Genomic DNA, 22,165 nt, shown 5'->3' with positions numbered 1-22,165 from the left:
CTTTTCAAGGGAGGGGGGCTTAGTATATGTCTGGGTTTTGAGCCATTTTCATTGGTTTTACTTTGTTTTTTGTATTATTTTTAATGCTTTTTCGCTTTTTTTGATTAAATTTTCGTTTGTCATGCTTCTCTGGATGCAACCGATTATGACAAGCAGCACATACACTGATCAAGTTGTCATCATGCAATCGCTTCGACCAATCATCAAGTAGATGGATGATGTGATGCACTGTTGATGCAGGAGTTAATCTCTTGACCTTCATACACTCTTGGCATAGGTGATTGTCCCTGGCTAATACCTTAGCCCGGCATAGCTCCCATGCTTTGGACTTGTAGAAGCTCTGCTTACTCCAGCAACTGTTGCAGTACTTATCACCTGCTTGGATATGGCTGCTACAACTACGACACTTCACAGGTTGTATCCAATAGTCCTGAAGTTCGGCCCGTCTTCTTTTGCGATATAAGTAATGTCTAACTGATTCATATCTTTCAGAGGTTCATCAGTTCGGGTATGCCAGTCAAGGCGCAGTCTATATAGTGGTTTAATGCGCTCACCTTTGTACCATACTTCAGGTACACTATTGATATCGCTAAGCTTTATCATTAGCAGTTCATCCTGGTCTTCTTCTACAGTGAGATGTTGAGCCATATCTTCATACATAGTCCCGAACAGTACTAGGCCTAGCTTAATCTTTTGTTCACCTTCCGGAAACTCTTTCAGTTTGGCTATGATAATACCGACATCCGATTCCCTGCTTTCTAAGCCTAACGTGGACAAAGCACTATTAAACCTATCTGATGTATCACGGCGCAAATCATATTCGTCTTTGGCATCTCGTATTAAATCAAAAGGTATCAACCCTTATCCCTCCCTATCCTCGGTTTACCTGCAGGTCCTTCGTTTGCTCTTAGTGCATCTAGTACAATACCAGATGACCTTTGCAATACTGCAGCTGCACCCAAATGTTCAATGATTGAAAGGTTATTCCTTACAACCAGTTGTGCTTGTGGTGATGGATCGTCAATGATCTTGTTAATCTTATGCGCGACCTCGTACTCTACTTGATCCAATAACTCCTCAAGTTTCCAACCATCATGATTCTCTGAACTCATTAAGATTGTTTTATTATCCTTTGATTTTGTTTCTGCAGCTGCTTTATATTCAGCAATCTTGGACAGATCTACCATTGCTCCATTGCATACCGCGCATACGATTACTTCTCCATATTTTTCACCAGTAGTTGATCTTGTTGATTTACACTTTAAACACTCATACTTTATCGAACCAGGTTGACCCAAATTATCTCCTCCTCTTATTTCTGAATGCTCCGCCCGGACCGCGCTTGTATGTGTCGCGATTAGTGCCCATTATTTCACGCCATTCACTTGACGATAACTCACGAGCCACTCCCCGCTTCTTCTCTGGTTTAGGTTTGTCTTTCTTCATACTGATCACCTTCAGTCATGAACATAGAAAAAGACGCCTTCCATCCTGTGGAAGTGCGCCTTCGTTGTATTGCCTAATATCATATTAACTCATCCAGTACCAAATAACCTGCCATCATTCTGCCATTTGTCTGCCATTATTCTGCCAAAGTGTAATAATGCGATGATAAAGAGAAATAAAAAAAGCCCGCATTTAGCGGACTTTATACTGTCATTGCCAGTTTACCTTTATAAACTTCAATGAGCTTTTCAGAATTTTCTTCTTTAGTGACATCTGATAAAGACATATCATGCTTCTCGCCTCTTATCACCCGGACCCTATCTCTTCGTTTTCTAAGCCTAGCTATTCTTTCATTCTCACTTAATTCAAAGGCCATATCTTCAAGCATTAGTTCAATAAGTACGCCTACAGCTATCGGATATTTGAAGAGAATAAGCTTAAACATATACATTGCAAAGCCTTTATCTTTCTTAAGTGATTTAAACGCCAATCTCAAATGGATGTAGATGATGTCTAATGGAATAATGAAGAAAAACCATTTCGCTGATCCCGTAATGTCTATTCCACTCGACTCAAATTTTTGCCTTGTTCCACTTACCAAACCAGCAAATACAACAAAAAGCAAGATAGCCAGCCCAATTAGAATTGTCATTATACTCACTCCCTTCAAATTTGGCCATAATAATAATATTCCAATCCATTAGTTCAATTCCCTTTTTTCCCTCGATAATACTCTGCTTTTTCAGCCAAAGTTTCAGTTTCTCGCATTTTTCTATAATGCTCACTTGCTCTTCTTCTGTATTCAAGCTCCTCAATGGTACTATATGCAACTAAATCGTTCATTGCCATATACACAAAAAAACCACAGGTTCCGAAAAGTACCCACTTTGTGAAAATAGCCATTAACCATTCAAAGTTCATTCCAGAAAAAGATAGTCCTACGAACAGACTAGACAAAATTACTGAAGTGCATACTCCGATTTTTTGTCTTTTTCTGTTTTTCGCTTGCAGCGGTTGATGACTAAAGTAGTCCAAGGCTAAGGGCAATAGAAACAGAACAAGTGCGCTTAGTAATGTTGACTGTTTCTCTACACTAGCAATTGTACCACCAAGTGCAATCCAAGTTATTAGAATTGAACCGAAACGAATTAAAAAGTAATGATCTGTATTATGCCCCAATAAAATCAACGCCCCTATGAGTACTTATCCTCATTTTACCATGGATTGGTAGAAAAGTGTCGTTTAATTACTCATATCTTACATTGTGTGTAACTAACATAATCGCTGAATCCCTTGCTACTCTTATTCTCATCCCACTTTGCCAAAATGAGTTACACATTCATTATTTATGGATAATTAACAGGGTTATTTGTGGGACATCATCGAGCAGGAAGTTTTAGGCAAACAAAAAAGCCCATCCCTTTATCATGGGATGAGCTTAGATTTTGAATTCCTTCATTGCTTTATCGATGCCGTCCTGATTGATACCGATGTATTTCAGCGTAATGTCTGGACTGGAATGATTAAATATTGTCTGCAGCATAGCTACATCCTTTGTTTGTTTATAGAAGTGATACCCGAATGTTTTACGCAACGTATGTGTACCAATCTCCTCAAGGCTTACGTACTCAGCAGCTTCCTGCAATATCTTATATGCCATGCTGCGTCCGATAGGCTTATTGATTCCTTCCCGGCTCTTAAATAAGAATTCATGGTCCTCTTTACCGATGATATATTCACGTAGTTCCCTACGCAGTGCGGGTGTCATATCTAATCGTTTCTGCTTACCTGTCTTCTTCTCTTTAAGGCTTAAGTAACTTCTTTTAGCATCACTGACACGCAAGGGCAATATATCAGATATACGCAGACCGCTGTTAATGCCAGTAACAAACAGCATATAGTTGCGCATATTCTTTTCTTTTAAAAATGCTTTCATAACCCGAATGACTTCAGGATCCCGAATTGGTTGTACAAATTTCATTCCGCCGGCACCGCCTGTCCATCCTGCACGTACACTTCTTCCCTCAATGCAAAAGCAAGCCTTAAGAAGGCGCGCGCCTTTATTCGGTAATACTTTCTTTCAGACATACCAAGCTCATTATATACCTCATAATCATAGTACTCTTCGTGCAACATATACCGCCTAATAATGATGCTTCTCTCCTGATATGAAAGCCGATTAACGGACTCCTGCATTCGTTGGATAAACTCAGTTCGATTCCTCTGGTAATCGACTATTTTTATGGCAGCATCTTCCGTAGAGGAATGAAAGGCATTGGTGTTTGATGGTGGCACGAGACTGTATCCAGCCGTCACCTTTGGTAAAAATTCTATATCAACCTGCAGCAATAAGATGCGGTATTGCTCCAACAAGTTCTCCACTCGGTTCTTAGTACCTACTCGATCGATTTCAGGCAGCACAAATGACAATTGTTGAGCCATATGTAATTCCTCCCCTTTAAATAAAAAAGAGCACTAAGGAGCATCCTATTCCGGATCGTCCTAAGCGCCCTGGTTGTTCCAGTAGCATTATTTAATTGTGTAGCTTACTTCTACATTAACCAACTTATTCTTTTGCCAGGTAAGTTGTTGTTTACCATATCCGGACTTTGGTTTGTCCAATTCTTTTAACGTCCCATTTGAGACCATATATACTGCATCAGTGTTCAAATCAATTTCTACATTCTGTTTATTTTGTTCCATTATACCACCGCACTGTCTAATTGAGTATTAATATGTGTAATTCATGCACTTATTCAGAACACTTGTTCGTGTTATAATGCCCTTATAAAGGAGTGATTACCTTGGATGATCAATTGAAAATTGTTCTTGGCTACATAGGCTTATCTCTGGCTTGTAAAAATTTTGAGAATGACATAAAACTGTATGAGAAGTCGGAGCTTCATGGGAAACGCATTTACATAGCTAGAACTGAAGCCGCCATTAGACTGATTCAGCAAGATCAAGAGCAGATGCGGCGCGCAAACCGTTTGGCCGTCAAAGTCATACATACTACCGAAGATTCTCGTGAATATCAATGGCGTACCAGATATGGCAGCGGTACTTTTCGATTATCCGGTCAGCAGCTACTACGTCTGACTGCTAAGGCAAGCCATCGCTACTGGGTAGACAAGAACATTGAATTTGATCTCAAACCATTTTATTAATATCCGTTTGCTTGCCGGTGGTAATTTTCCTCGTGCTTGTCCATGTATGCTGATTCGATGTCCTGAGCTGTAAAATCAAGCAGCCTACCAATATCAATGAGTAACTCAGTTACAGGCATGAGGAGTCTTATCATTTCGATTTTCATTCTTATTGAACCTGACATCTTATAAGCATCTGCTGCCTTCCACATTGAGGATATGCTTGAAATTAAAAGCCCGAATGCTCTTGGAATTCCAAAGGTACCATCATCAGATACATCTATCTGCTTCCAATCAACCCCAAGTTGATTACCAATCGATAGCACGAAATGAAGGCAATCTACATACTCTTCTGCAACGGGATTTCGAACACCATCGTGACCTGTTCCTGAACATTGAGAACATGTTTCATATTCGTAATATTCGTCAATAGCTTTAAAGCGTCCCTCTCCATTACATACTTCACAATCCTTTATTACTGTTAATCTTGGCTCTTGATCTGCACTCCAATGCTTGAAGAAGCGAACCTCATTTGCTAGCTCAGCGACTTCGACTTGTAAAGCAAAAATTGTATTCAGTAGCAGGTCTTGTCCTTCCAGACCACGCTTTTGTATGATGTGAGCGTCCAGCTGCTTCTGAAATGGTGCAAGTTTGATAAAATCTATCATTTGGATTCCTCCCAGTGACCATGACGTTTCATGACTTCTATGATTTCATTTACATATGGCTCACGACATTAATAACAATATAAGAGTTGTACCGTTGCTTACCGTCTTTGGTTCTTCCTTCTTCAATCAGGTCACATATATTATTGAACTCAAATTGGAAATCACTTTCCGCTTTCTCAGGTACATATTTTTTCACATCTTGTTCATTTATAACTGTATATCTCCGTTTTCTTCCTTCGAGTGGAGTTCCGACAAATGCTGGTTCGCTCATTACAATTCCTCCCTGATTGGATTAAATACTCCAATTTCCCTACCGTATGTTCCTTTAATGTCATCGCGGCTTATATTCCAGCAAGGTTCGCATATCTTGTGTCCATGCCCCATGTCAGACACAATCGGAGTATGTTGAACCTCTTTTACTATTTCATCGCAGTATGAACATTTCTTAATTTGTTTCGCTTTCTCAGGAGTAAGACTTCCGATTCCATTGCAATACTCGCATGGAAACACCTCCTCAATCTCATCTCCGCCAAAGAATCCACCGCCGCCGCATTTTTCACAGAGTATATGATTTGCTAATGCGGTCAACCTACTTCCTCCCCGTGATCCAACTTCTCATAATGACTTAAGTGCTCATCCTTTTTGATTACATACATGATTGTAATAGTTGCTGTAGCAATTAAAGAGTATATTGCTTTCTTCATGTACCTACTTCCTCCTCTTCTGCCCAACAGGCTTCAACACATACTCTCTATCGTTTATGACTACAGATGTCGGTATCTCTCTTTTTACTTTTACAACTTTTATAGGAGCGTAGAAAATGTCTCCTTTATTCAGCTTGAGAATATCTCTTAAACTCACGGTACAACCTCATTTCTGTACTTTTTGTCAGAGTAGCTGCATATCTTGTTTTGAGAGGACAAGTTATGCAGCTGTAGTATTGGTTGCCTGTAGCAGCTATATCATTAACTTCCGGTACCGATGATAAGGTTGATCCACCCCTTCACGAATTCGCGCATTGTACGCTGATATTCAATCTTTCTAAATCAACCAAGGACGCTTTGTGAAGTGCTTTGCCAACCGGTGTCTGCTTAATACCTGCTGCTTTTAGATACTTAATTAGCTGGAGTCTACGTGTTGTTTCAGCTACCCATTTGTCTGCATCCGTCATAATCTCTGTCACTAGACATCCCTCCTGGTTAGCTCTTCTGAAATCATTGCGATGATGCCCTTCTGCTGCTCTAAGTAATTCTCATCTGGATATTCGCTCACAGAGTGAGTACCTATCCGGCAATAGGCATCCTTAGCCAACTCACGTAATCCATCATCACTGAGCCTTTTCAAGTCACTTGGACTCATTTGTTCCACTTCCCATCCTATAAGCAAAAGGCCTGCTTATAACTTTCTTGTCAGCAAGATAAAAGAGTGCTAGAAACATAGAACGCCGGCTTACTGCATGCCTTTTAGCAATTGATTCAAGCTCTTCTCCTGCTTCCCAACTCTCCGCAACTTCGTGGAGATCTTCCCATTCCCAATCAAACTTGCAATCTTCTAAAATAATGACCCGCCGAGAATGAGCTTGCATTACTGCTTGTCCTTTACTTTTTGTTCGTTGAATTGCCTTAACATCTCTGCAGCATCCATTGCTTCCTCAGATGTAGTCAGCGGAGGGTCAATGAATATCGTTTTATTTTGAAACCACTCTGGAACAATCTCAGCTGGCTTGCTTGATACAGAATTGTTCTGCTTGCGCTGATTTTGGTTTGTAAATCTCTCCTGCTCATCTTGTGCTTGTTGGACAGTACGAATATTGTTTTGCAACCATTTTTTTAAGATGGCTTTCGCATAAGCCCAGGTTGGTTTGTTTTGATCTACTGCTCGCTTTAAAGCAAATAACACAAGTTCATCTCCAACATCGTCAATCCAGTGAAGGATTTCTTCTGAAACATATGCGGATGTCATTCCTATATTTTTCTGGAAGAATACAATGGATTCAGAAGGAGTAGGTGTTGTATCCGATTCGCCGTAAGGCGCTTCTTTTTCTTCTTCTAATTCTTCTTCTTTTTCTTCTTCTTCTTCTTTTTCTTCTTCTTTTTCTTGTCCCCTTATCGTGGTACGTATCGTAGACGTATCGTTCAAACCCGCATTATTACTGGATTCTGGTTTTTCTTCTACTGAAGTACCACTTATCGTAATACGTGCCGTTAACGATTCGTAATACGTATCGTAGATGGTTCGTATTTTTTCATTTGCAATTCCAGCAGCAACATACTTAATCAGGCTTAAATCCTTCACATCTGACAGCTCGCTTTTCACACAATCCTCGATTGGCTTCCCGCCCTTATTGAAGTTGTATTTGCCCCAATTCTTTATTGCAAGTTCACGAGTTTCGTAGTTGTATTTAATCAACTTATGATGATTTATAAAGCGATCCATCAGGGCATTTGCTGATTCAGTGGAAAAACCAATTTCGAAAGCCATCACCTTTTTTGTGATTTGATAAATACCAATTTGCGTAGTGCGACTGTTTGTAAGGAGATATAGGAAGAACAATTTGTCTTCCGGTGTCATCTCCTCAATTACTTTTGGATCACTCCAGAATTCAGTGTGAACCATTCTGAATTTTGCCATGCTACTCTCTCCTTTTAAGTAATGCGTAGTTCTCTTCTATGCGATCTAACTCCCATCCTGGATGAGTGTTTAAGACATAACTAGTGACATAGGCTTTAAATTTCTTCCTTACTTCATCGATGTCAGTATCTGCTGGATATGCGTTAGCAGCTAAACTGTGATAGAAGTAAGGAATTGGGATTTTCAAAGCTCATCCTCTTTTGTCCATGTCTTACAGCTGTAGCACTGCACCTTACCTTTTTTCTTTTTCGATTTATCATTCACAGCCCCACATTCGAAGCATGTCCATGCATCAGGTTGATTGAATGTCGTAAGTACTTCTTTCTTAGTGGCAGGTTCAGGATTAGCTTTCTTAATTATCTTGGCTGGAGACTTTTTTCGATGAGTCTCCTTTGCTTTAGGCGATATTGTTTTAGTCAATGGTTCTTTAATAACTTGCTTATGCTGCTTCTTAGCTGCAGGCTTATACCCTTCTCCAATCAGGTTGACGATTGGGCGATTAATACTGCCGTCGCTTGATGGAATCATTTTTTGTACTGAAGCATTTACTGCCTTATGACTTACGAATAGCTTGACTGTATTCAAATCACGGATAGGCTCGCCTTCCCAAATAACCTGAGTTCCACTGGACTTGCCGTCGGTAAGAATAATTAGTTTGCTATCCTGTATAGTCTTCAATCTAGATCGTAGTGAGACGTTCTCTTCTTCCGTTTGGTTAAACACTTTTTCCATTTCAGTGATGGTCTTTTGCAGTTCAACAATTTGTTTAGCCAGATCTTCCTTCAAAAAATTCCGCACCAACTTTTTGATTTCATCAGTCATACTGCGAACCTCCCTTGAATAATCTGTTACGAATGGGTAAAATCGAATTAAGGTATTTTTTTAGGCACTGATCTTTGCTTGGCGGCTGATCAGTGTTTTCTTTTTTTCTATATATGTTCTTCGCAGCACCTCCTTCATTAGCTTCCGATAATCCCAGATACGTAGAGGAATAACCATACCATCCCGCCTAAGATCAGATAAAAGTAATCGATCTTATCAAACTTCATCGCACTAACCTCAACTTCCGATTGTTCTCGGCCACTTCTAAGCGGATTATGCAACGTTGAATAGTCAGCATTGTGTTTAATGAATTATTTGCTCGTTGCTGATATCTCAGAGCGCTCTTTTCATCACCATCAAACGAAGCTTCTGAAGCTTTTGATGTAAAATCCAAATGATCGGAGGCTGCTATAGCAAGCAGTCCTTTGTAGTAATCCTTACGAGGATTTGACATTATCAGTTACCTCCACGAATTCATATCCCAAGTATATAGCTGCTAATTCTATGCCATGTACTCGACCTTCTTGAATACTCACTCTATTACCATGAGCGTCATTGTCTTTCATTTTGTTCAATTCTTCTTGTTGTTCAGCGTAAGCCTTTTCGAGTAACTTGAGTTTCCCTTCTCTCAGCTCTGGCTTCTCCATCTCCATATATGGTTTAAGCTTGTATGCCACTGAGTTCAGCCTCCCTTTCGATTGCTGGTAAAATACCGTTTTGTTTCAGCAGCTCATACAAGAACAATCGTCCCTTTTGCGTCCACTTCATATTCACCTTGGACTTGTCCGCATCGATAACATGAGTTGTTGTTTGGGTGTATCCTTTGTCCTGATGTTCTGCATACAGCAGCCAAGTGCCGCTCTGTTTGTATTGGACTCGCAGTTCGTGTAATTTACGGTTCAATGTAGTTCCGCTCATCCCGTAATCCTTGGCAATCTTGGTAATGGTCAGCAGGGATTTTGTCTGCAAAACCAAATCATAGTAGGAGGCTTTTGGTTGAAATTCCTGAACCTGCTGAGAAAGTACAAGATTCTGTGTTTCCAATTTCTCTTTTTGTTCTACCTCTAGTAGTAGTTGCTGCAGTGCCTCTCTGTAAGTACCAGGTAACTTTGGCCCCTGAAGGCGCCTCTCCATTTCTTCAAACTTTTTTGTATAAGCAGCTGTGAAAAGAACACCTTTTGTTCCAGTCATTTTGTTGGCCACCATGTCGCAACCAATCTTGGTCAGCAGGTAACTCTTGTATGTTTTGTTGTTTCCTTCAACTTTGTAAGATGATTCAACAAAGAAATCCTGAGAACGCAATTTTGCGTTTTCTAAAATCTCTACGTAATTTGCGATATCCCGAATTAAATCTGAATGCCGCCTTTCAAGCATTTCTGAAACTTTACGGCTATCCGTAAAAATAATTCCATTCTGTTCGACCATGACTAAATCATTCATCCAACAACCTCCTCGCTGTTTTCCCAAAAGAGATCATTCAACGTTACACCCATAATTCTTGCTACCATTAAAGCCTCCGGAATAGTGAAATGCTCTTTTCCTTTTTCTTTTAAATGGTATGTCTGAGGGTGTATTCCAAGCATGTTTGCAACTTCTTTCTGCTTAAGACCCTTCTCGCGACGAACGACATATAGTTTGCCATTCACTCTATCACCCCCTAACTACACTTAAAGTGCAGTTTTGTATAAATGAAATCAACTTACTATCGGAACCCTAATTCTGTCTGGTTCCATTTTCAATACATAAGCCACTGCATAAACCATGTACGGCTTCACCAAGACTTCGCCATTCTCCCATTTAATGTACGAACGAGTAGTGATTCCGAGCCTTTCAGCAAGTGCTTCTTGGGTATAACCCCTTTCGACCCTAGCCGCCTTTAAACTAAGAGAGTAATCTGCTTGTAGAATCGGTTCATTCATTGAATAGCCTCCCTTCGGGTAAGTTCAATTTACTATACTTAAAGTGTACTGTCAACACAAAAAGTGAAGTAAAATCACGTTTTGATGTTGTATTATCTTCACTTTTTGTGTAGAATAATCATTGAAAGGAGCGCTATTAGATGAAGCAGAATAAAACATTAGACAATCAACGACGAATCTTAGCAGATAACATAAAAAAATTATTGAAAACAAAAGGTAAAACACAAACAGATATGGCTAAAGAATTGGGGCTATCGGAGACAACTGTATCAAGTTGGTTAAATGGAGGACGGTATCCCAGAATAGATAAAATTCAACTTATGGCAGATTATTTCGGAGTATATAGATCGGCAATAACTGAAGATGATTCCAATACTATTCAAGAAACTAAAACCACATATAACTATTTCCCGCGTTCTGTATCAGCTGGTCTTCCTACAGTAGTGGATCCAATAACAAACGAAGACTTATCGTCTATATCAATTCCTGATGCAATCATGGGTAAGTGGGCAGGCAACAGAGATGTATATATGTTAAGGGTCAATGGAGATTCCATGAATAAAGTTATTCCAAACGGTTCATTAATTGGAGTTAAGAAAACAGAACTTGATCATTTAAAAAATGGAGATATTGTAGTTTACAGTGACGGTAATGAATATTCAGTAAAGAGGTTTTATCAGTACGACAGTCATATTGTATTTAGACCTGATTCACATGATATTCGATTTACAGATCATGTTTCACCCAAAGATAATAATGGATTACGAATACATGGAAAAGTCGTTGTCTATATCGTTGAATTGGATTAATTACATAGGCAGCGTTTAATTATACTTTTTTTTCGCTGCCTATTTCATCTATAGGAGGATCATCATGACAGTATATAAAGATAGTGAGCGAGGGACCTTTTATTTCATAACGAGGATAAATGGTAAGCAAGTAAAACGTAGAGGTTTTAAAACAAAGTCAGAAGCAAAACGAGCTGAAGCAAAAGCACTTCTTGATTTTGAAGAAATGAATGATGAGAATCCTTCATTCGAGAAGATTGCTGAAGAGTATCTGAATTGGTATGAAAAGAGAAGAAAGTTATCATCCTACACAAAAATCAGCAGCATAGTTAATATTCATTTGATTCCTTACTTTGGTAAGAAGAAATTAAACGCTATCCGGCCGCGTCACATAACAATTTATCAAGACAGTATTATAGACAAATTTGCTCCGTCGCATGTTAAGAAAATCCACACAGTTCTTTCAGCGATATTCAATTATGCAATTAAACAGGAGTATACAAAAGATAATCCTGCAAGGACAGTCGGAAATGTGGAATTAGAGGAAGACAAGCATATTAATTTTTGGATATTGGATGAGTTTAAAACATTCATCAAGCATGTTGATGACTTTATGTTCTACACATTATTTATGGTATTGTACTACTCCGGAATGCGTAAAGGGGAACTATTGGCATTAACCTGGGCTGATATTGATTTTGATAACAACCTGATTAATGTCGACAAAACAGCTTATAACAGGGTGATAACTAAACCGAAAACACGATCCTCAATTCGGCAAATCAAAATGCCAAAACATGTGATGCGATTATTGTCGCAACTTAAAGCGCAAAGTAATCCGAAAATGTCTTATGTAGTATTTGGGGAATTCCATGATCACATTTCAACAACAACACTTGACCGTAAATATGAACGATGGGTTAAAGAATCAAAAGTAAATAAAATCAGGTTGCATGATTTTCGTCACTCGCACGCAAGCTACTTGATCAATAAAGGTACTATTGCTTCCGTCATTGCAAAACGTCTTGGCCATTCAAATGTTGCCACAACTTTAAACGTGTACAGCCACTTATACCCGTCAACAGAAGAAGAAGCCGTCCTCAAAATGGAAGACGACTTCAAACCTGCTGAAATAATACAATTAGGCGCTAATTAGATTATTTGTTACCACTAATGTTACCACGACTTTCAAAAGCCTTTGATATCAATGGATTTTACACATAAGTGGAGACGGTGGGAGTCGAACCCACGTCCAAAGATAACGGCACTCAGGCATCTACGTGTGTAGTCGTTATATTATAGTTCGCACACGCTTCGACCTAACGACAGGCTTTCAGCGAGGCTAGCTTGATTGTCTTCTTCCGATTATCCGCAAGCCGAGAATAATGGCGTAGCCCACTTAAGTTTGAGACCCTCAAATCTGCCACATGGGCGATAGCAGCAAGGATCCTCCAGTGCTACTTACGCAGCTGCTAGAGAGTAGTTGTTGTTAGTTTTGCCAGTTATATTTAGGCGTAACGTTTTACGAGCCGTAACCTCGACACGCAGCCTGAGCTCGAACTATCCCTGTCGAATCCGTAACGTCCCCATGATAATGGGAGCTACAGGAAGTAACCCGTTCAATCAGGATAATCAAATCCCAGACAACTTCCATTATATCATCTTTATTAGAAAATGCAAGTTTAGTAATCGCGGTCGCGCACAGCACGATCTACGTCACGTTTCATCTGCTTTTGCTTGAGGTCTTCACGCTTATCGTATTTCTTCTTCCCTTTACCAACACCGATCAATATCTTCGCAAAGCCATCCTTTATATACAGCTTTATCGGCACCAAAGAATACCCTTGCTGCTGTGTCTGACCGATCAGTTTATCTATCTGTTTGCGATGCAATAGCAGCTTTCTAGTCCTTGTCGGATCATGATTGAATCGGTTTCCCTGCTCATAAGGGGAAATGTGCATATTGATGATACGGACTTCGCCGCGGTCAATCCTAGCAAAACTATCCTTTAAATTCACCCGCCCTGCACGGATCGACTTGATCTCGGTACCTTGCAAGACGATACCAGCCTCGATCGTCTCTTCGATCGCATAATCGAAATTAGCTTTTTTATTCTGTGCGAGTACTTTACCTTGTCCCTTAGCCATAGACTTCTTCCTCCTAACTACGAGCTTTATTTTATCAGAAACTGTATGATAATCCTAACGATTCAAATACTGAAACGGGTATACACAAGTGATCCCGATTGATTGGAGTGTACATACATGACAACCATTAGACAATTGACAATAAATGATTACCGGGCAGTGCTCAACATGCAGACCGGTATTGAGGACGACTATGTACTCCGGATCTTCCCTCAGCTGATCGAGAATCCAGCCCAAACCTTATTCGGCTTGGAAACGGAAGAAGGTATTGCTGCATTGGCGGGAGTGTATCGTTTACCGAACGGAAATGGAATTCTCGGCCGATTGCGCAGTGATATCCGTTTTCATTCCAGAGGAAATGCTACTGCTTTGCTGCAGCATATTATTGCCTTTTGCGAAAAAGATCCAACGATGAATTGGGTCGGTGCGATCACCCGCAAGTCCAATCTTCCTGCTCAGAGGGTACTGGATAAGCTCCATATACATGCTGAGAGCTCCTTTATCAGTCTGCTGATGGAAGCGCCTGAGAAATTTGTCAGCCCTTCTGCTGCACCATGGGAATTGATTGAAGGAACAGAGAATAAGCGAGCTGCCATCGAACAAGCTGCTGTTGATACAAAAGCCGCTTTCTATCCATTTGAGGCATATTTCCCGATTCCTTATGCTTCCGCTATATTAGAGGATGCATATATAGAAAAGCTGGCTGTATTCCGTGATCCTGATTCCAGCCGCGTCATGGCAATTCAAGAAGACCATAAAGGCATGGATATAGCTCAGATCCAATATCTCTGGCCAGATGTGTTTCAGCAAGACGGCTTATGGGCTGCTGTGTTCAACTATCTCAAACAATCGGACAAGCCGCTGGTACCGCAGCTGGATGTGTCATCCGAAAATGCCTCCAGCATACCGGCAGCCTTTAGTGGCAGCTTTACGGAAGATGATGATCCTTGGCTCATTTACGGAAGATATATCAGATAATAAACGCCCCGACTATGAAAGTCGGGGCGTTTGTTGTTTATGGTCTTTTCCTTGTATTGCGTTTTTTGCTCTTCTTCCCTCTTGCCGGCGGTTTCCGCTTTCCTTTGTTCTTCGGCGGGCGATGATCACCTGGCTTGTTTTTCTTTTCCGCTTTGATTATAGTTGGACGGTCACGATTCTCACGCGGCTTGCGCGGCTTCATGCCTACTACTTCAAAGTCGATGACACGCTCTTCAATATTCACCTTCACAACACGAACAGTGATTTCATCACCGATGCGGAATTGGTTACCAGTACGTTCTCCTACCATCGCATAACGCTTATCATCGAAGTGATAGAAATCATCTGTCAGGTAACTGACATGAACAAGACCTTCAATCGTATTCGGCAGCTCGACAAACAATCCGAAGCCTGTTACGGAACTGATGACGCCATCGAATTCCTCACCGATCTTATCCTGCATATATTCAGCTTTTTTCAGATCATCCGTTTCCCGCTCTGCATCGACAGCAGCACGCTCGCGTTCTGACGACTGTCTCGCGATTTCAGGCATCCGTTCTTTCCAATGATCCTGTGTCTTTTTATCCAGCTGATTGTTGACAATATACGTGCGGATAAGCCGATGCACGATTAAATCGGGATAACGGCGGATTGGCGAAGTGAAATGCGTATAGAATTTCGTAGCCAAACCAAAGTGCCCCAACCCTTGCGGATCATATTTCGCCTGCTGCATGGAACGCAGCATTAGGCGGTTGATGATCATTTCTTCCTGTGTTCCCCTTACCCGTTCCACGATCTTTTGCAGGGTCTGCGGATGAATATCCGAAGATGACCCTCTGACTGTATAGCCCAGGCTCGTAATGAACTCGAAGAAGTTCTGCAGTTTATCTGGGTCCGGATCAGTATGGATTCTATGAATGGCCGGTACATCCATCCAATGGAAATGTTCCGCTACTGTTTCATTGGCAGCCAGCATGAATTCTTCAATCAGCTTCTCTGCTACAGAGCGCTCCCGAAGGATAACATCAATGGCCTTTCCTTCCTCATCGACAGCAACCCGCGCTTCTGGGAAATCGAAGTCGATTGCTCCCCTGTCCATACGCTTCTTACGAAGGATAGCCGCTAGGTCCTCCATTTGCTGGAACATCGGGACAAGATCTGAATATCGTTCTTTCAGCTCTTGATCATCCTCCAGCAAAATTCGGTTCACTTCACCATAGGTCATCCTTTCATTCGTCTTGATGACACTTTGGTAAATCTCATGTTCCACCACTTCTCCCTGCGGTGTGATTTGCATATCACATGTCAAGGTTAGGCGGTCTACTTGTGGATTCAAGGAACAGATGCCATTGGAAAGACGGTGAGGGATCATCGGTATGACACGGTCTACTAGATAAACACTAGTTGCTCGTTCCAAAGCTTCTTCATCAATAGGAGAGCTCTCTTCCACATAATAAGAGACATCCGCAATGGAAACAACAAGACGATAGTTCCCATTCTCAAGACGGCTGACAGAAACTGCATCATCCAAATCCTTTGCATCTGCTCCATCGATTGTAACAGTCATCATATCTCTAATGTCCCGACGGTTCTCTATCTCGGCAGGATCGATCGTATCTGGTGTATTTGCTGCCTGTTCCAGTACTTCTGGGGGAAACTCAGTAGAAATACCATGCTTATAAATGATGGACAGTATATCAATGCCAGGATCATTCTTATGACCAAGTATTCGGATGACTTCGCCTTCGGCACTCATGCGGCCTTCTGGATACTTTGTGATCCTAGCAATTACTTTGTGGCCGTCAGTCGCTCCGCCTGATGCACCGCGCGGTATGAAAATATCATTCGGGATACGTTTATCATCGGCAATAAGGAAGCCAAAACGGCCATTATCTTCATACGTACCGACTACCTCCTGTATTGCTCGCTCCAGTATACGAACAACTTGTCCTTCTTGACGCTGTCCGCCTTCAGCCTGATTCTCGATGCGTACCAGCACTGTATCATTATTCATGGCAGACTGCAGATCGGAGTAGTGGATATAAACATCAGCCACTCCCTCTTCCTCTGGTATGAGGAAAGCAAAGCCTTTCGCATGCATCTGGATCTTGCCTCGTACGAGGTTCAATTTCTCAGGCAGTCCGAAGCGGTTGCTTCTTGTCCGCACAAGCTGTCCTTCTGCTTCTAGTTCATTCAGCCCTTTGACAAGGACAGTGAATTCACTTGTATCATCGAGCGCCAATTGCTCCTCGATTTCTTCAACGGTTAATGGTTTAGCCGCATTTTCTTTGAAATAAGCCAATATTTTCTGTTTGATTTCTTCCATTATTGCTTCACCTTCTTTTCGGCTCTTTTTTCATCTAGTATGAACTATTCCCAATCAAGCGATTCGAGAAACTGATACACATCTTCATGCAGCTGTTCCTTTTCTTTCCCCATCGTAATGACGTGGGAAGAGTTTTCGTACCACTTGATTTCCTTCAAATCTGACTCTGCGTGCTCATAAATGAAATTCGCACTGTCTGTATTGATCATTTGGTCTTCTGTTGCTTGCACAACGAAGAGTGGTGCATAGATTTCATCTACATGCTTGCTCACATCGGTGATAAAAGCACCAAGACGCTGAAACATGTCTGATGTTGCTGGTGCTTCCATCAATTCAGCTAATTCCTGCTCTATTTCCTGATTATCTTTACCTTGCAGCTGTTTATGTTGTCTTGCATATAACTTGAATCCTTTGTTCAACTGGGTTTCGTTATCAAAGAACATTGGTGAACACATCGTTACAACGCCTTTTACCGGATAGGAATAAGCAAGTTTTAAACTAAGCACCCCGCCCAGGGATAAGCCGGCAACTGCGATTTTTTCATAGCCTTTATCCTTCAAATGCTGATAAGCAGCTTGGACATCCTCCCACCATTCATCCGAACTGGAGGCAACGATATCATCGGGTGTTTTTCCATGCCCGCGATAAATCGGAGCGTGCGCCGTGTATCCCTTACCAGCAAGAAACCGGCCCATCATCCGTACATCAGCTGAATGACCAGTAAAGCCGTGCAGCAGCAGAACAGCGCGATCTCCCTCTCCCTCAAATGTGAACGGCTCTGGCTGTTTCATTGTGACCATATGTATCTCCCCTGTTATTTCTATTATTTATAGTAGATTTCCGCACTAGTTTTCCCTTCATCGGGAATAAATAATCCCCCACCACAGAAGTGTGACGAGGGATGAAATTGGCTATTCGATTATTGCAGGACGTACGCCAAAAGGAACGTCAAAATGAAAAGGATTACTCCTGTTACAATTGTTCCACGATGGAGGAACAAGTCCAGTCCACGGGCTTTCTGTTTACCGAATAATTGCTCTGCACCGCCAGATATTGCTCCAGACAAGCCTGCACTCTTACCAGATTGTAAAAGGACTAGCGCGATTAGCGCAATGGCATCGATTATCAATAGAACTACTAAAGTTGTTTGCATCCCAGCACCTCCTATAACAGCAAATACCTGTGTCAACTGTAGCATATGTGTCAGATAATTGGCAAGATGTTCTTGTCCGATCGACGGTATGCGACAAAATTATGAACTATTTTTACGAAAAATGAATTTTAATGAAGTTTTTTGAACTTTTTTGGTTGCAAGGTGAAACCGTTTCCTTTATAGTGTACTTAAGTTCAGGAGGAGGTCATGGAAATGCTTACACCTGAGCGGCAGAAAATGATTTTACAGATGCTGCAAGAGCAGCGCGTTGTAACGATTCCAGAGTTCGTGAAGGCAACTGACGCCTCCATCTCGACAATACGACGAGATCTTATTGAACTGGAGAAGCAGAAGCTGCTGCAGCGGGTACATGGCGGAGCGACGATTGTATCATCATTAAGCTACGAAATGAGCTATACGGAGAAGGAAACCCAAAACCAAACCAGTAAGCAAAAAATCGCCGCTTATGCGGCAAGTCTTGTCGGTGAAGAAGAATGCATCTTCTTGGATGCAGGTACGACGACATTTCAGATGATTCCTTTCTTATCAGGCAGAAATGTAACCGTCGTCACAAACGGTTTGACACATTTGGATGCACTATATGGAAAGGACATCACCGTGTATGTAACCGGCGGTTTAGTAAAGGATAAAACGAGAACTTTGATCGGCAGAGGTGCAATGACAGCACTTGCCCAGTATCGTTTTGATAAATGCTTTCTCGGAACCAACGGTGTTCATCCGGAGAACGGCTATACAACACCGGATCCGGAGGAAGCTGCCATTAAACGCCAGGCATTGCTTCGATCAGATGAGGCTTTTGTTTTAGCTGACCGCAGCAAACTGGACAAGACAACCTTCGCCCATATAGCGGATCTGACAGAGGCGAAACTTATCGTCGACACTGTCAGTTCAAAACAGCAGACTGCTTACAAGAAACTTACATCAATAAAGGTTGTGGACTCATGAATTACACATGTACGCTGAATCCATCCATCGACTACATCATGCATGTGGCCGATTTCAAAGCAGAAGATTTGAACCGTGCTACACAGACAGCTTATTTTGCTGGCGGAAAAGGTATTAACGTTTCCCGCTTGCTGAAACGACTTGATGTGGATACAACGGCATTAGGATATATCGGTGGTTTTACCGGTGCCTTCATCAGGGAAACCCTTGAAAGTGCTGGAATTGCACATCAGTTCATTGAAATAAATGAACCGACACGGGTAAATGTTAAGTTGAAGTCAGGCGGAGAAACAGAAATTAACGGTCCTGGACCGTCCATCACAACTGAACAGCTAGCTTTGCTTTTCGAACAGATCAGAAGCCTAGGCAAACAGGATGCCCTGGTTGCGGCAGGCAATGCACCTGGCTCCGTTCCAGCTGACATCTATGCGAGAATGGCTGATATCTGTGAAGAAAATGGAACTAGGTTCATTGCTGATACATCGAGTGCGGCACTTCGTGATTTAATCGGCAAGAAGATGTTCCTCGTAAAACCTAACCACCATGAATTAGGAGAGCTTTTCGATACAACCATTTCTTCTATTGAAGATATCGTCAGCTACGCCGGGAAGCTGCATGAAACAGGCATCGAAAATGTCATTGTTTCCATGGGTGGTGAGGGTGCCATCTTCGTGAACAGAGATCATGCCTGGAAAGCAGAGACACCAAAAGGAACAGTTAAGAACTCCGTTGGTGCTGGTGATAGTATGGTGGCAGGCTTCCTGGCCGCATATGAAAAATCAGGTGATTACGAACAAGCTTTCACCTACGCAGTAGCAGCAGGAAGTGCTACGGCATTCAGTGATGACCTCGGCGAGAGACAATATATAGAAGAATTAGTCAGCCAAGTCAAACTCACATCTATTTAAGAGGGGTGTTAATCATGCGCATTACAGAACTACTAACAAAAGATACCATCATTTTGCAGCTCGGGTCTCAATCAAAAGCAGATGTGATCGAGGAGCTTGTTTCCAAACTGGACCAAGCTGGCAAACTGAATGATAAAGCAGGATTCAAAGACGCAATCCTTGCACGTGAAGCACAATCTACGACAGGAATCGGTGAAGGAATTGCCATTCCGCATGGTAAATCCGCTGCTGTTAAAACACCAGCCATCGCCTTCGGTCGTTCTAAGGAAGGCTTGGATTATGAAGCATTGGACGGACAGCCATCCCACCTATTCTTCATGATTGCTGCTTCAGAAGGTGCAAACCAGACGCATCTGGAAACATTGTCCCGACTCTCTTCTTTCTTAATGGATAGCACGTTCCGGTCTAACATTGAAAATGCAAAGACTGAAGAAGAAATCATGAGCATCATCGATGCAAAGGAAAAAGAAGAGCTAGGTGAAGAAGAAGCACAAGAAAATCCTGCTGTAGAATTGGCACAGGATGCACCAGGCACACAAGGTAAAGTACTTGCCATCACTGCTTGCCCTACAGGTATCGCACATACGTTCATGGCTGCGGATAAGCTGAAGCAGACAGCAGCAGAGATGAATGTTCCGATTAAAGTCCAGACGAATGGAGCCGGCGGAGTTAAAAACCGTCTTACAGATGAAGATATTAAAGATGCAACTGCGATCATCGTTGCAGCTGATGTCAATGTAGATCTTAGCCCATTCGAAGGCAAGCACGTTCTGCAAGTACCAGTTGGACGTGCACTGAAAATACCGAAAGAACTGATTGAAAAAGCACTTGCCCAAGATGCACCAGTTCATCACAACAACGGTCGCAGCACAGAAACAGCAGCTGAGGGCGGACAAAAGAAAGAACAGCGTTCCGGATTCTACAAGCACATCATGAATGGTGTTTCCAACATGCTCCCATTCGTTGTCGGCGGTGGTATACTGATCGCACTCAGCATCCTATTCGGAGAATTGTTCCCGGACAGCCGCTTTGCTGAAATGCTCAATGAAATCGGAAGCAGCCAAGCGTTCTTCCTGATCGTTCCTGTACTTGCTGGTTTCATCTCCAGCAGTATTGCTGACAAACCTGGTTTCGCACCTGGTGCTATCGGCGGTTTGATTGCTGTCACTTATGGTCATGGCGATGCAACTAGTTCCGGATTCCTCGGCGGTTTGATTGCTGGTTTCCTAGCTGGTTATGTAACACTTGGTATTAAAAAAGCACTATCTGGTCTTCCACCTGTATTAGAAGGATTGAAAACAATCCTCTTCTTCCCAGTACTAAGTATTTTCATTACAGGTATGATCATGCTATTGATCAACCCATCTTTGACACAAGTATATGTAGCACTTTCTGACTTCCTTGAAGGTCTTGGAGGCACGAACTTAGTATTGGTAGGAATCGTTCTTGGTGCCATGATGGCAATTGACATGGGCGGTCCGATCAACAAAGCTGCTTACACATTTGGTATTGCGATGCTTGATGCTGGTAACTTGGAATTCATGGCTGCTGTTATGGCCGGTGGTATGGTACCACCGCTTGGACTTGCACTGGCAACTTCCCTATTCCGTCATAAGTTTACAAAACAGGAAAGAGAAACAGGTAAGACAGCATACGTACTGGGCGCATTCTTTATCTCAGAAGGTGTCATTCCTTTCGCAGCTGCTGACCCGCTTCGCGTCATTCCAGCGACAGCTATCGGTGCTGCAGTAGCAGGAGGTCTATCAGCCTTCTTCGCAATTGGCCTGAATGCACCACATGGCGGCATTATTTCAGCAAGTCTTGTAGATGGAAACCCATTGCTTTACTTCCTTTCCATCATTATCGGTTCTTTTGTCACAGCTATTATTGTAGGACTGTTGAAAAAAGACCTAAGAAAAGTATAAAATAAGATAGAATGAAAGCATTCACAAAAATAGGATGAAAGCATTCACATAAAAATTCTTTGGAGGTATTTACCATGGCAGAAAAAACAATGACTATCACAGATGAGACTGGCGTACACGCTCGTCCGGCAACAATCTTAGTAAATAAAGCGGGCGGTTTCAAATCCGATATCCAGCTTGCATACAATGGAAAAAGCGTTAACCTTAAATCTATCATGGGTGTTATGAGCCTAGGTATTCCACAAGGTGCTGAGATCACAATCTCTGCTGAAGGCGACGATGCAGAAGAAGCAGTCAACACAATTGCGGAAACAATCAAAAGCGAAGGCCTAGGAGAATAAT

General features: G+C 41.9%; 32 protein-coding genes and 1 other RNA gene. 8 read left to right on the top strand and 25 right to left on the bottom strand.

Features of this window, described 5'->3' with window-relative positions; all coding sequences use genetic code 11:
• Positions 1–19 precede the first annotated feature (19 nt).
• The 8 genes from ACH6C1_RS05285 to ACH6C1_RS05250 all read right to left on the bottom strand — a co-directional run bounded on the left by ACH6C1_RS05285 (position 20) and on the right by ACH6C1_RS05250 (position 4,149).
• The gene (locus ACH6C1_RS05285; protein ID WP_374075235.1) at positions 20–262 is read right to left on the bottom strand and encodes an HNH endonuclease; all 243 of its coding nucleotides are present in this window, start codon (positions 260–262) and stop codon (positions 20–22) included.
• Between the two features lie 146 nt (positions 263–408).
• Positions 409–858, bottom strand: a complete 450-nt coding sequence (locus ACH6C1_RS05280) for a hypothetical protein (protein WP_374075233.1) — start codon at positions 856–858, stop codon at positions 409–411.
• On the bottom strand, positions 855–1,298 hold the full coding sequence (locus tag ACH6C1_RS05275; protein ID WP_374075230.1) for a hypothetical protein: 444 nt from the start codon (positions 1,296–1,298) through the stop codon (positions 855–857). The genes ACH6C1_RS05280 and ACH6C1_RS05275 overlap by 4 nt, the downstream gene beginning before the upstream one ends.
• A gap of 350 nt (positions 1,299–1,648) precedes the next feature.
• Positions 1,649–2,098: a hypothetical protein gene (locus ACH6C1_RS05270; protein WP_374075228.1), complete on the bottom strand. Its 450-nt coding sequence runs from the start codon at positions 2,096–2,098 to the stop codon at positions 1,649–1,651.
• Positions 2,099–2,151: 53 nt separating this feature from the next.
• Entirely contained in the window at positions 2,152–2,625 is a 474-nt protein-coding gene (locus tag ACH6C1_RS05265) for a hypothetical protein (RefSeq protein ID WP_374075226.1), read from the bottom strand.
• 259 nt (positions 2,626–2,884) lie between these two features.
• Positions 2,885–3,427, bottom strand: a complete 543-nt coding sequence (locus ACH6C1_RS05260) for a site-specific integrase (RefSeq protein ID WP_374075224.1) — start codon at positions 3,425–3,427, stop codon at positions 2,885–2,887.
• A complete protein-coding gene (locus ACH6C1_RS05255; RefSeq protein ID WP_374075222.1) occupies positions 3,424–3,888 on the bottom strand; it encodes an ArpU family phage packaging/lysis transcriptional regulator in 465 nt (154 codons plus the stop codon). Before ACH6C1_RS05255 ends, ACH6C1_RS05260 begins: the two co-directional genes overlap by 4 nt.
• An 87-nt stretch (positions 3,889–3,975) precedes the next feature.
• Positions 3,976–4,149 carry a DUF3954 domain-containing protein gene (locus tag ACH6C1_RS05250; protein ID WP_175074646.1) on the bottom strand — a complete coding sequence of 58 codons (174 nt, stop codon included), beginning with the start codon at positions 4,147–4,149 and terminating at the stop codon, positions 3,976–3,978.
• Between the two features lie 101 nt (positions 4,150–4,250).
• On the opposite strand from ACH6C1_RS05250, the gene ACH6C1_RS05245 reads away from it, so the two are divergent.
• Positions 4,251–4,613 carry a YhjD family protein gene (locus ACH6C1_RS05245; protein WP_374075219.1) on the top strand — a complete coding sequence of 121 codons (363 nt, stop codon included), beginning with the start codon at positions 4,251–4,253 and terminating at the stop codon, positions 4,611–4,613.
• On the opposite strand, the gene ACH6C1_RS05240 is transcribed toward ACH6C1_RS05245, so the two are convergent.
• The 12 genes from ACH6C1_RS05240 to ACH6C1_RS05185 all read right to left on the bottom strand — a co-directional run bounded on the left by ACH6C1_RS05240 (position 4,610) and on the right by ACH6C1_RS05185 (position 10,632).
• Positions 4,610–5,260, bottom strand: a complete 651-nt coding sequence (locus ACH6C1_RS05240; protein ID WP_374075217.1) for a dUTP diphosphatase — start codon at positions 5,258–5,260, stop codon at positions 4,610–4,612. The genes ACH6C1_RS05245 and ACH6C1_RS05240 overlap by 4 nt on opposite strands.
• Positions 5,261–5,309: 49 nt before the next feature.
• Positions 5,310–5,531 carry a hypothetical protein gene (locus ACH6C1_RS05235; protein ID WP_374075215.1) on the bottom strand — a complete coding sequence of 74 codons (222 nt, stop codon included), beginning with the start codon at positions 5,529–5,531 and terminating at the stop codon, positions 5,310–5,312.
• Complete coding sequence (locus tag ACH6C1_RS05230; RefSeq protein WP_374075213.1) at positions 5,531–5,848, bottom strand: hypothetical protein; 318 nt, start codon at positions 5,846–5,848, stop codon at positions 5,531–5,533. The genes ACH6C1_RS05235 and ACH6C1_RS05230 overlap by 1 nt, the downstream gene beginning before the upstream one ends.
• 120 nt (positions 5,849–5,968) lie before the next feature.
• Positions 5,969–6,121 (bottom strand): hypothetical protein, encoded by a 153-nt coding sequence (locus ACH6C1_RS05225; RefSeq protein ID WP_374075211.1) that lies wholly within the window; start codon positions 6,119–6,121, stop codon positions 5,969–5,971.
• A gap of 142 nt (positions 6,122–6,263) precedes the next feature.
• Complete coding sequence (locus ACH6C1_RS05220) at positions 6,264–6,443, bottom strand: hypothetical protein (protein WP_374075209.1); 180 nt, start codon at positions 6,441–6,443, stop codon at positions 6,264–6,266.
• Positions 6,443–6,619, bottom strand: a complete 177-nt coding sequence (locus ACH6C1_RS05215; RefSeq protein ID WP_374075207.1) for a hypothetical protein — start codon at positions 6,617–6,619, stop codon at positions 6,443–6,445. The genes ACH6C1_RS05220 and ACH6C1_RS05215 overlap by 1 nt, the downstream gene beginning before the upstream one ends.
• A 225-nt stretch (positions 6,620–6,844) precedes the next feature.
• On the bottom strand, positions 6,845–7,891 hold the full coding sequence (locus ACH6C1_RS05210) for a DnaD domain-containing protein (RefSeq protein ID WP_374075205.1): 1,047 nt from the start codon (positions 7,889–7,891) through the stop codon (positions 6,845–6,847).
• A gap of 183 nt (positions 7,892–8,074) precedes the next feature.
• Positions 8,075–8,713, bottom strand: coding sequence for a hypothetical protein (locus ACH6C1_RS05205; RefSeq protein WP_374075202.1), 639 nt, complete (start codon positions 8,711–8,713; stop codon positions 8,075–8,077).
• A gap of 437 nt (positions 8,714–9,150) precedes the next feature.
• Positions 9,151–9,390, bottom strand: a complete 240-nt coding sequence (locus ACH6C1_RS05200) for a hypothetical protein (protein WP_374075200.1) — start codon at positions 9,388–9,390, stop codon at positions 9,151–9,153.
• On the bottom strand, positions 9,374–10,153 hold the full coding sequence (locus tag ACH6C1_RS05195; protein ID WP_374075197.1) for a phage antirepressor KilAC domain-containing protein: 780 nt from the start codon (positions 10,151–10,153) through the stop codon (positions 9,374–9,376). The genes ACH6C1_RS05200 and ACH6C1_RS05195 overlap by 17 nt, the downstream gene beginning before the upstream one ends.
• Positions 10,150–10,359: a helix-turn-helix transcriptional regulator gene (locus ACH6C1_RS05190; RefSeq protein WP_374075195.1), complete on the bottom strand. Its 210-nt coding sequence runs from the start codon at positions 10,357–10,359 to the stop codon at positions 10,150–10,152. The genes ACH6C1_RS05195 and ACH6C1_RS05190 overlap by 4 nt, the downstream gene beginning before the upstream one ends.
• 48 nt (positions 10,360–10,407) lie before the next feature.
• On the bottom strand, positions 10,408–10,632 hold the full coding sequence (locus ACH6C1_RS05185) for a helix-turn-helix transcriptional regulator (protein WP_374075193.1): 225 nt from the start codon (positions 10,630–10,632) through the stop codon (positions 10,408–10,410).
• A gap of 140 nt (positions 10,633–10,772) precedes the next feature.
• Between ACH6C1_RS05185 and ACH6C1_RS05180 the strand changes: the two genes are divergently transcribed.
• Together ACH6C1_RS05180 and ACH6C1_RS05175 are read left to right on the top strand one after the other, a co-directional pair.
• Positions 10,773–11,441, top strand: a complete 669-nt coding sequence (locus ACH6C1_RS05180; protein ID WP_374075191.1) for a LexA family protein — start codon at positions 10,773–10,775, stop codon at positions 11,439–11,441.
• 64 nt (positions 11,442–11,505) lie between these two features.
• Entirely contained in the window at positions 11,506–12,576 is a 1,071-nt protein-coding gene (locus ACH6C1_RS05175; protein ID WP_374075189.1) for a tyrosine-type recombinase/integrase, read from the top strand.
• A 66-nt stretch (positions 12,577–12,642) separates the two neighbouring features.
• Here ACH6C1_RS05175 and ssrA read toward each other — a convergent pair.
• Positions 12,643–13,008, bottom strand: a transfer-messenger RNA (tmRNA) gene (gene ssrA / locus ACH6C1_RS05170).
• Between the two features lie 94 nt (positions 13,009–13,102).
• Positions 13,103–13,567 (bottom strand): SsrA-binding protein SmpB, encoded by a 465-nt coding sequence (gene smpB, locus ACH6C1_RS05165; RefSeq protein WP_095224394.1) that lies wholly within the window; start codon positions 13,565–13,567, stop codon positions 13,103–13,105.
• Between the two features lie 117 nt (positions 13,568–13,684).
• Between smpB and ACH6C1_RS05160 the strand changes: the two genes are divergently transcribed.
• Positions 13,685–14,545: a GNAT family N-acetyltransferase gene (locus ACH6C1_RS05160; protein ID WP_374075187.1), complete on the top strand. Its 861-nt coding sequence runs from the start codon at positions 13,685–13,687 to the stop codon at positions 14,543–14,545.
• A 37-nt stretch (positions 14,546–14,582) separates the two neighbouring features.
• Here ACH6C1_RS05160 and rnr read toward each other — a convergent pair whose 3' ends face one another.
• The 3 genes from rnr to secG all read right to left on the bottom strand — a co-directional run bounded on the left by rnr (position 14,583) and on the right by secG (position 18,024).
• Positions 14,583–16,871 (bottom strand): ribonuclease R, encoded by a 2,289-nt coding sequence (gene rnr / locus ACH6C1_RS05155; RefSeq protein WP_374075185.1) that lies wholly within the window; start codon positions 16,869–16,871, stop codon positions 14,583–14,585.
• A 44-nt stretch (positions 16,872–16,915) separates the two neighbouring features.
• Positions 16,916–17,671, bottom strand: a complete 756-nt coding sequence (locus tag ACH6C1_RS05150; RefSeq protein ID WP_366247529.1) for an alpha/beta hydrolase — start codon at positions 17,669–17,671, stop codon at positions 16,916–16,918.
• Positions 17,672–17,790: 119 nt separating this feature from the next.
• On the bottom strand, positions 17,791–18,024 hold the full coding sequence (gene secG / locus ACH6C1_RS05145) for a preprotein translocase subunit SecG (protein ID WP_038564772.1): 234 nt from the start codon (positions 18,022–18,024) through the stop codon (positions 17,791–17,793).
• Between the two features lie 213 nt (positions 18,025–18,237).
• Here secG and ACH6C1_RS05140 point away from each other — a divergent pair, with 213 nt between their 5' ends.
• From ACH6C1_RS05140 to ACH6C1_RS05125, 4 genes are all read left to right on the top strand, one after another.
• Positions 18,238–18,990 (top strand): DeoR/GlpR family DNA-binding transcription regulator, encoded by a 753-nt coding sequence (locus tag ACH6C1_RS05140; RefSeq protein ID WP_374075572.1) that lies wholly within the window; start codon positions 18,238–18,240, stop codon positions 18,988–18,990.
• Positions 18,987–19,898, top strand: coding sequence for a 1-phosphofructokinase (gene pfkB, locus ACH6C1_RS05135; RefSeq protein ID WP_374075182.1), 912 nt, complete (start codon positions 18,987–18,989; stop codon positions 19,896–19,898). Before ACH6C1_RS05140 ends, pfkB begins: the two co-directional genes overlap by 4 nt.
• 14 nt (positions 19,899–19,912) lie before the next feature.
• Positions 19,913–21,823, top strand: coding sequence for a PTS fructose transporter subunit IIABC (locus ACH6C1_RS05130; protein ID WP_374075180.1), 1,911 nt, complete (start codon positions 19,913–19,915; stop codon positions 21,821–21,823).
• A 74-nt stretch (positions 21,824–21,897) separates the two neighbouring features.
• Positions 21,898–22,164, top strand: a complete 267-nt coding sequence (locus tag ACH6C1_RS05125; protein WP_038564763.1) for a phosphocarrier protein HPr — start codon at positions 21,898–21,900, stop codon at positions 22,162–22,164.
• The last annotated feature ends 1 nt before the right edge of the window (position 22,165 follow it).

Source organism: Terribacillus sp. JSM ZJ617 (assembly GCF_044383785.1).
Taxonomy (GTDB): Bacteria; Bacillota; Bacilli; order Bacillales; family Amphibacillaceae; genus Terribacillus.
Note: the sequence above shows the minus strand (reverse complement) of the source record. Positions and strands in the feature narration are given on the sequence as shown.

Excerpts from the sequence above, each read along its gene's own strand:
- ACH6C1_RS05130 (WP_374075180.1), top strand. The coding sequence starts at position 19,913 with ATGCGCATTACAGAACTACTAACAAAAGATACCATCATTTTGCAGCTC.
- ACH6C1_RS05195 (WP_374075197.1), bottom strand. The coding sequence starts at position 10,153 with ATGAATGATTTAGTCATGGTCGAACAGAATGGAATTATTTTTACGGAT.
- ACH6C1_RS05185 (WP_374075193.1), bottom strand. The coding sequence starts at position 10,632 with ATGAATGAACCGATTCTACAAGCAGATTACTCTCTTAGTTTAAAGGCG.
- ACH6C1_RS05205 (WP_374075202.1), bottom strand. The coding sequence starts at position 8,713 with ATGACTGATGAAATCAAAAAGTTGGTGCGGAATTTTTTGAAGGAAGAT.
- pfkB (WP_374075182.1), top strand. The coding sequence starts at position 18,987 with ATGAATTACACATGTACGCTGAATCCATCCATCGACTACATCATGCAT.
- ACH6C1_RS05255 (WP_374075222.1), bottom strand. The coding sequence starts at position 3,888 with ATGGCTCAACAATTGTCATTTGTGCTGCCTGAAATCGATCGAGTAGGT.
- smpB (WP_095224394.1), bottom strand. The coding sequence starts at position 13,567 with ATGGCTAAGGGACAAGGTAAAGTACTCGCACAGAATAAAAAAGCTAAT.
- ACH6C1_RS05260 (WP_374075224.1), bottom strand. The coding sequence starts at position 3,427 with ATGAAATTTGTACAACCAATTCGGGATCCTGAAGTCATTCGGGTTATG.
- secG (WP_038564772.1), bottom strand. The coding sequence starts at position 18,024 with ATGCAAACAACTTTAGTAGTTCTATTGATAATCGATGCCATTGCGCTA.
- ACH6C1_RS05125 (WP_038564763.1), top strand. The coding sequence starts at position 21,898 with ATGGCAGAAAAAACAATGACTATCACAGATGAGACTGGCGTACACGCT.
- ACH6C1_RS05150 (WP_366247529.1), bottom strand. The coding sequence starts at position 17,671 with ATGGTCACAATGAAACAGCCAGAGCCGTTCACATTTGAGGGAGAGGGA.
- ACH6C1_RS05270 (WP_374075228.1), bottom strand. The coding sequence starts at position 2,098 with ATGACAATTCTAATTGGGCTGGCTATCTTGCTTTTTGTTGTATTTGCT.
- rnr (WP_374075185.1), bottom strand. The coding sequence starts at position 16,871 with ATGGAAGAAATCAAACAGAAAATATTGGCTTATTTCAAAGAAAATGCG.
- ACH6C1_RS05285 (WP_374075235.1), bottom strand. The coding sequence starts at position 262 with ATGAAGGTCAAGAGATTAACTCCTGCATCAACAGTGCATCACATCATC.
- ACH6C1_RS05250 (WP_175074646.1), bottom strand. The coding sequence starts at position 4,149 with ATGGAACAAAATAAACAGAATGTAGAAATTGATTTGAACACTGATGCA.
- ACH6C1_RS05235 (WP_374075215.1), bottom strand. The coding sequence starts at position 5,531 with ATGAGCGAACCAGCATTTGTCGGAACTCCACTCGAAGGAAGAAAACGG.
- ACH6C1_RS05240 (WP_374075217.1), bottom strand. The coding sequence starts at position 5,260 with ATGATAGATTTTATCAAACTTGCACCATTTCAGAAGCAGCTGGACGCT.
- ACH6C1_RS05160 (WP_374075187.1), top strand. The coding sequence starts at position 13,685 with ATGACAACCATTAGACAATTGACAATAAATGATTACCGGGCAGTGCTC.
- ACH6C1_RS05180 (WP_374075191.1), top strand. The coding sequence starts at position 10,773 with ATGAAGCAGAATAAAACATTAGACAATCAACGACGAATCTTAGCAGAT.
- ACH6C1_RS05210 (WP_374075205.1), bottom strand. The coding sequence starts at position 7,891 with ATGGCAAAATTCAGAATGGTTCACACTGAATTCTGGAGTGATCCAAAA.
- ACH6C1_RS05140 (WP_374075572.1), top strand. The coding sequence starts at position 18,238 with ATGCTTACACCTGAGCGGCAGAAAATGATTTTACAGATGCTGCAAGAG.
- ACH6C1_RS05175 (WP_374075189.1), top strand. The coding sequence starts at position 11,506 with ATGACAGTATATAAAGATAGTGAGCGAGGGACCTTTTATTTCATAACG.
- ACH6C1_RS05215 (WP_374075207.1), bottom strand. The coding sequence starts at position 6,619 with ATGAGTCCAAGTGACTTGAAAAGGCTCAGTGATGATGGATTACGTGAG.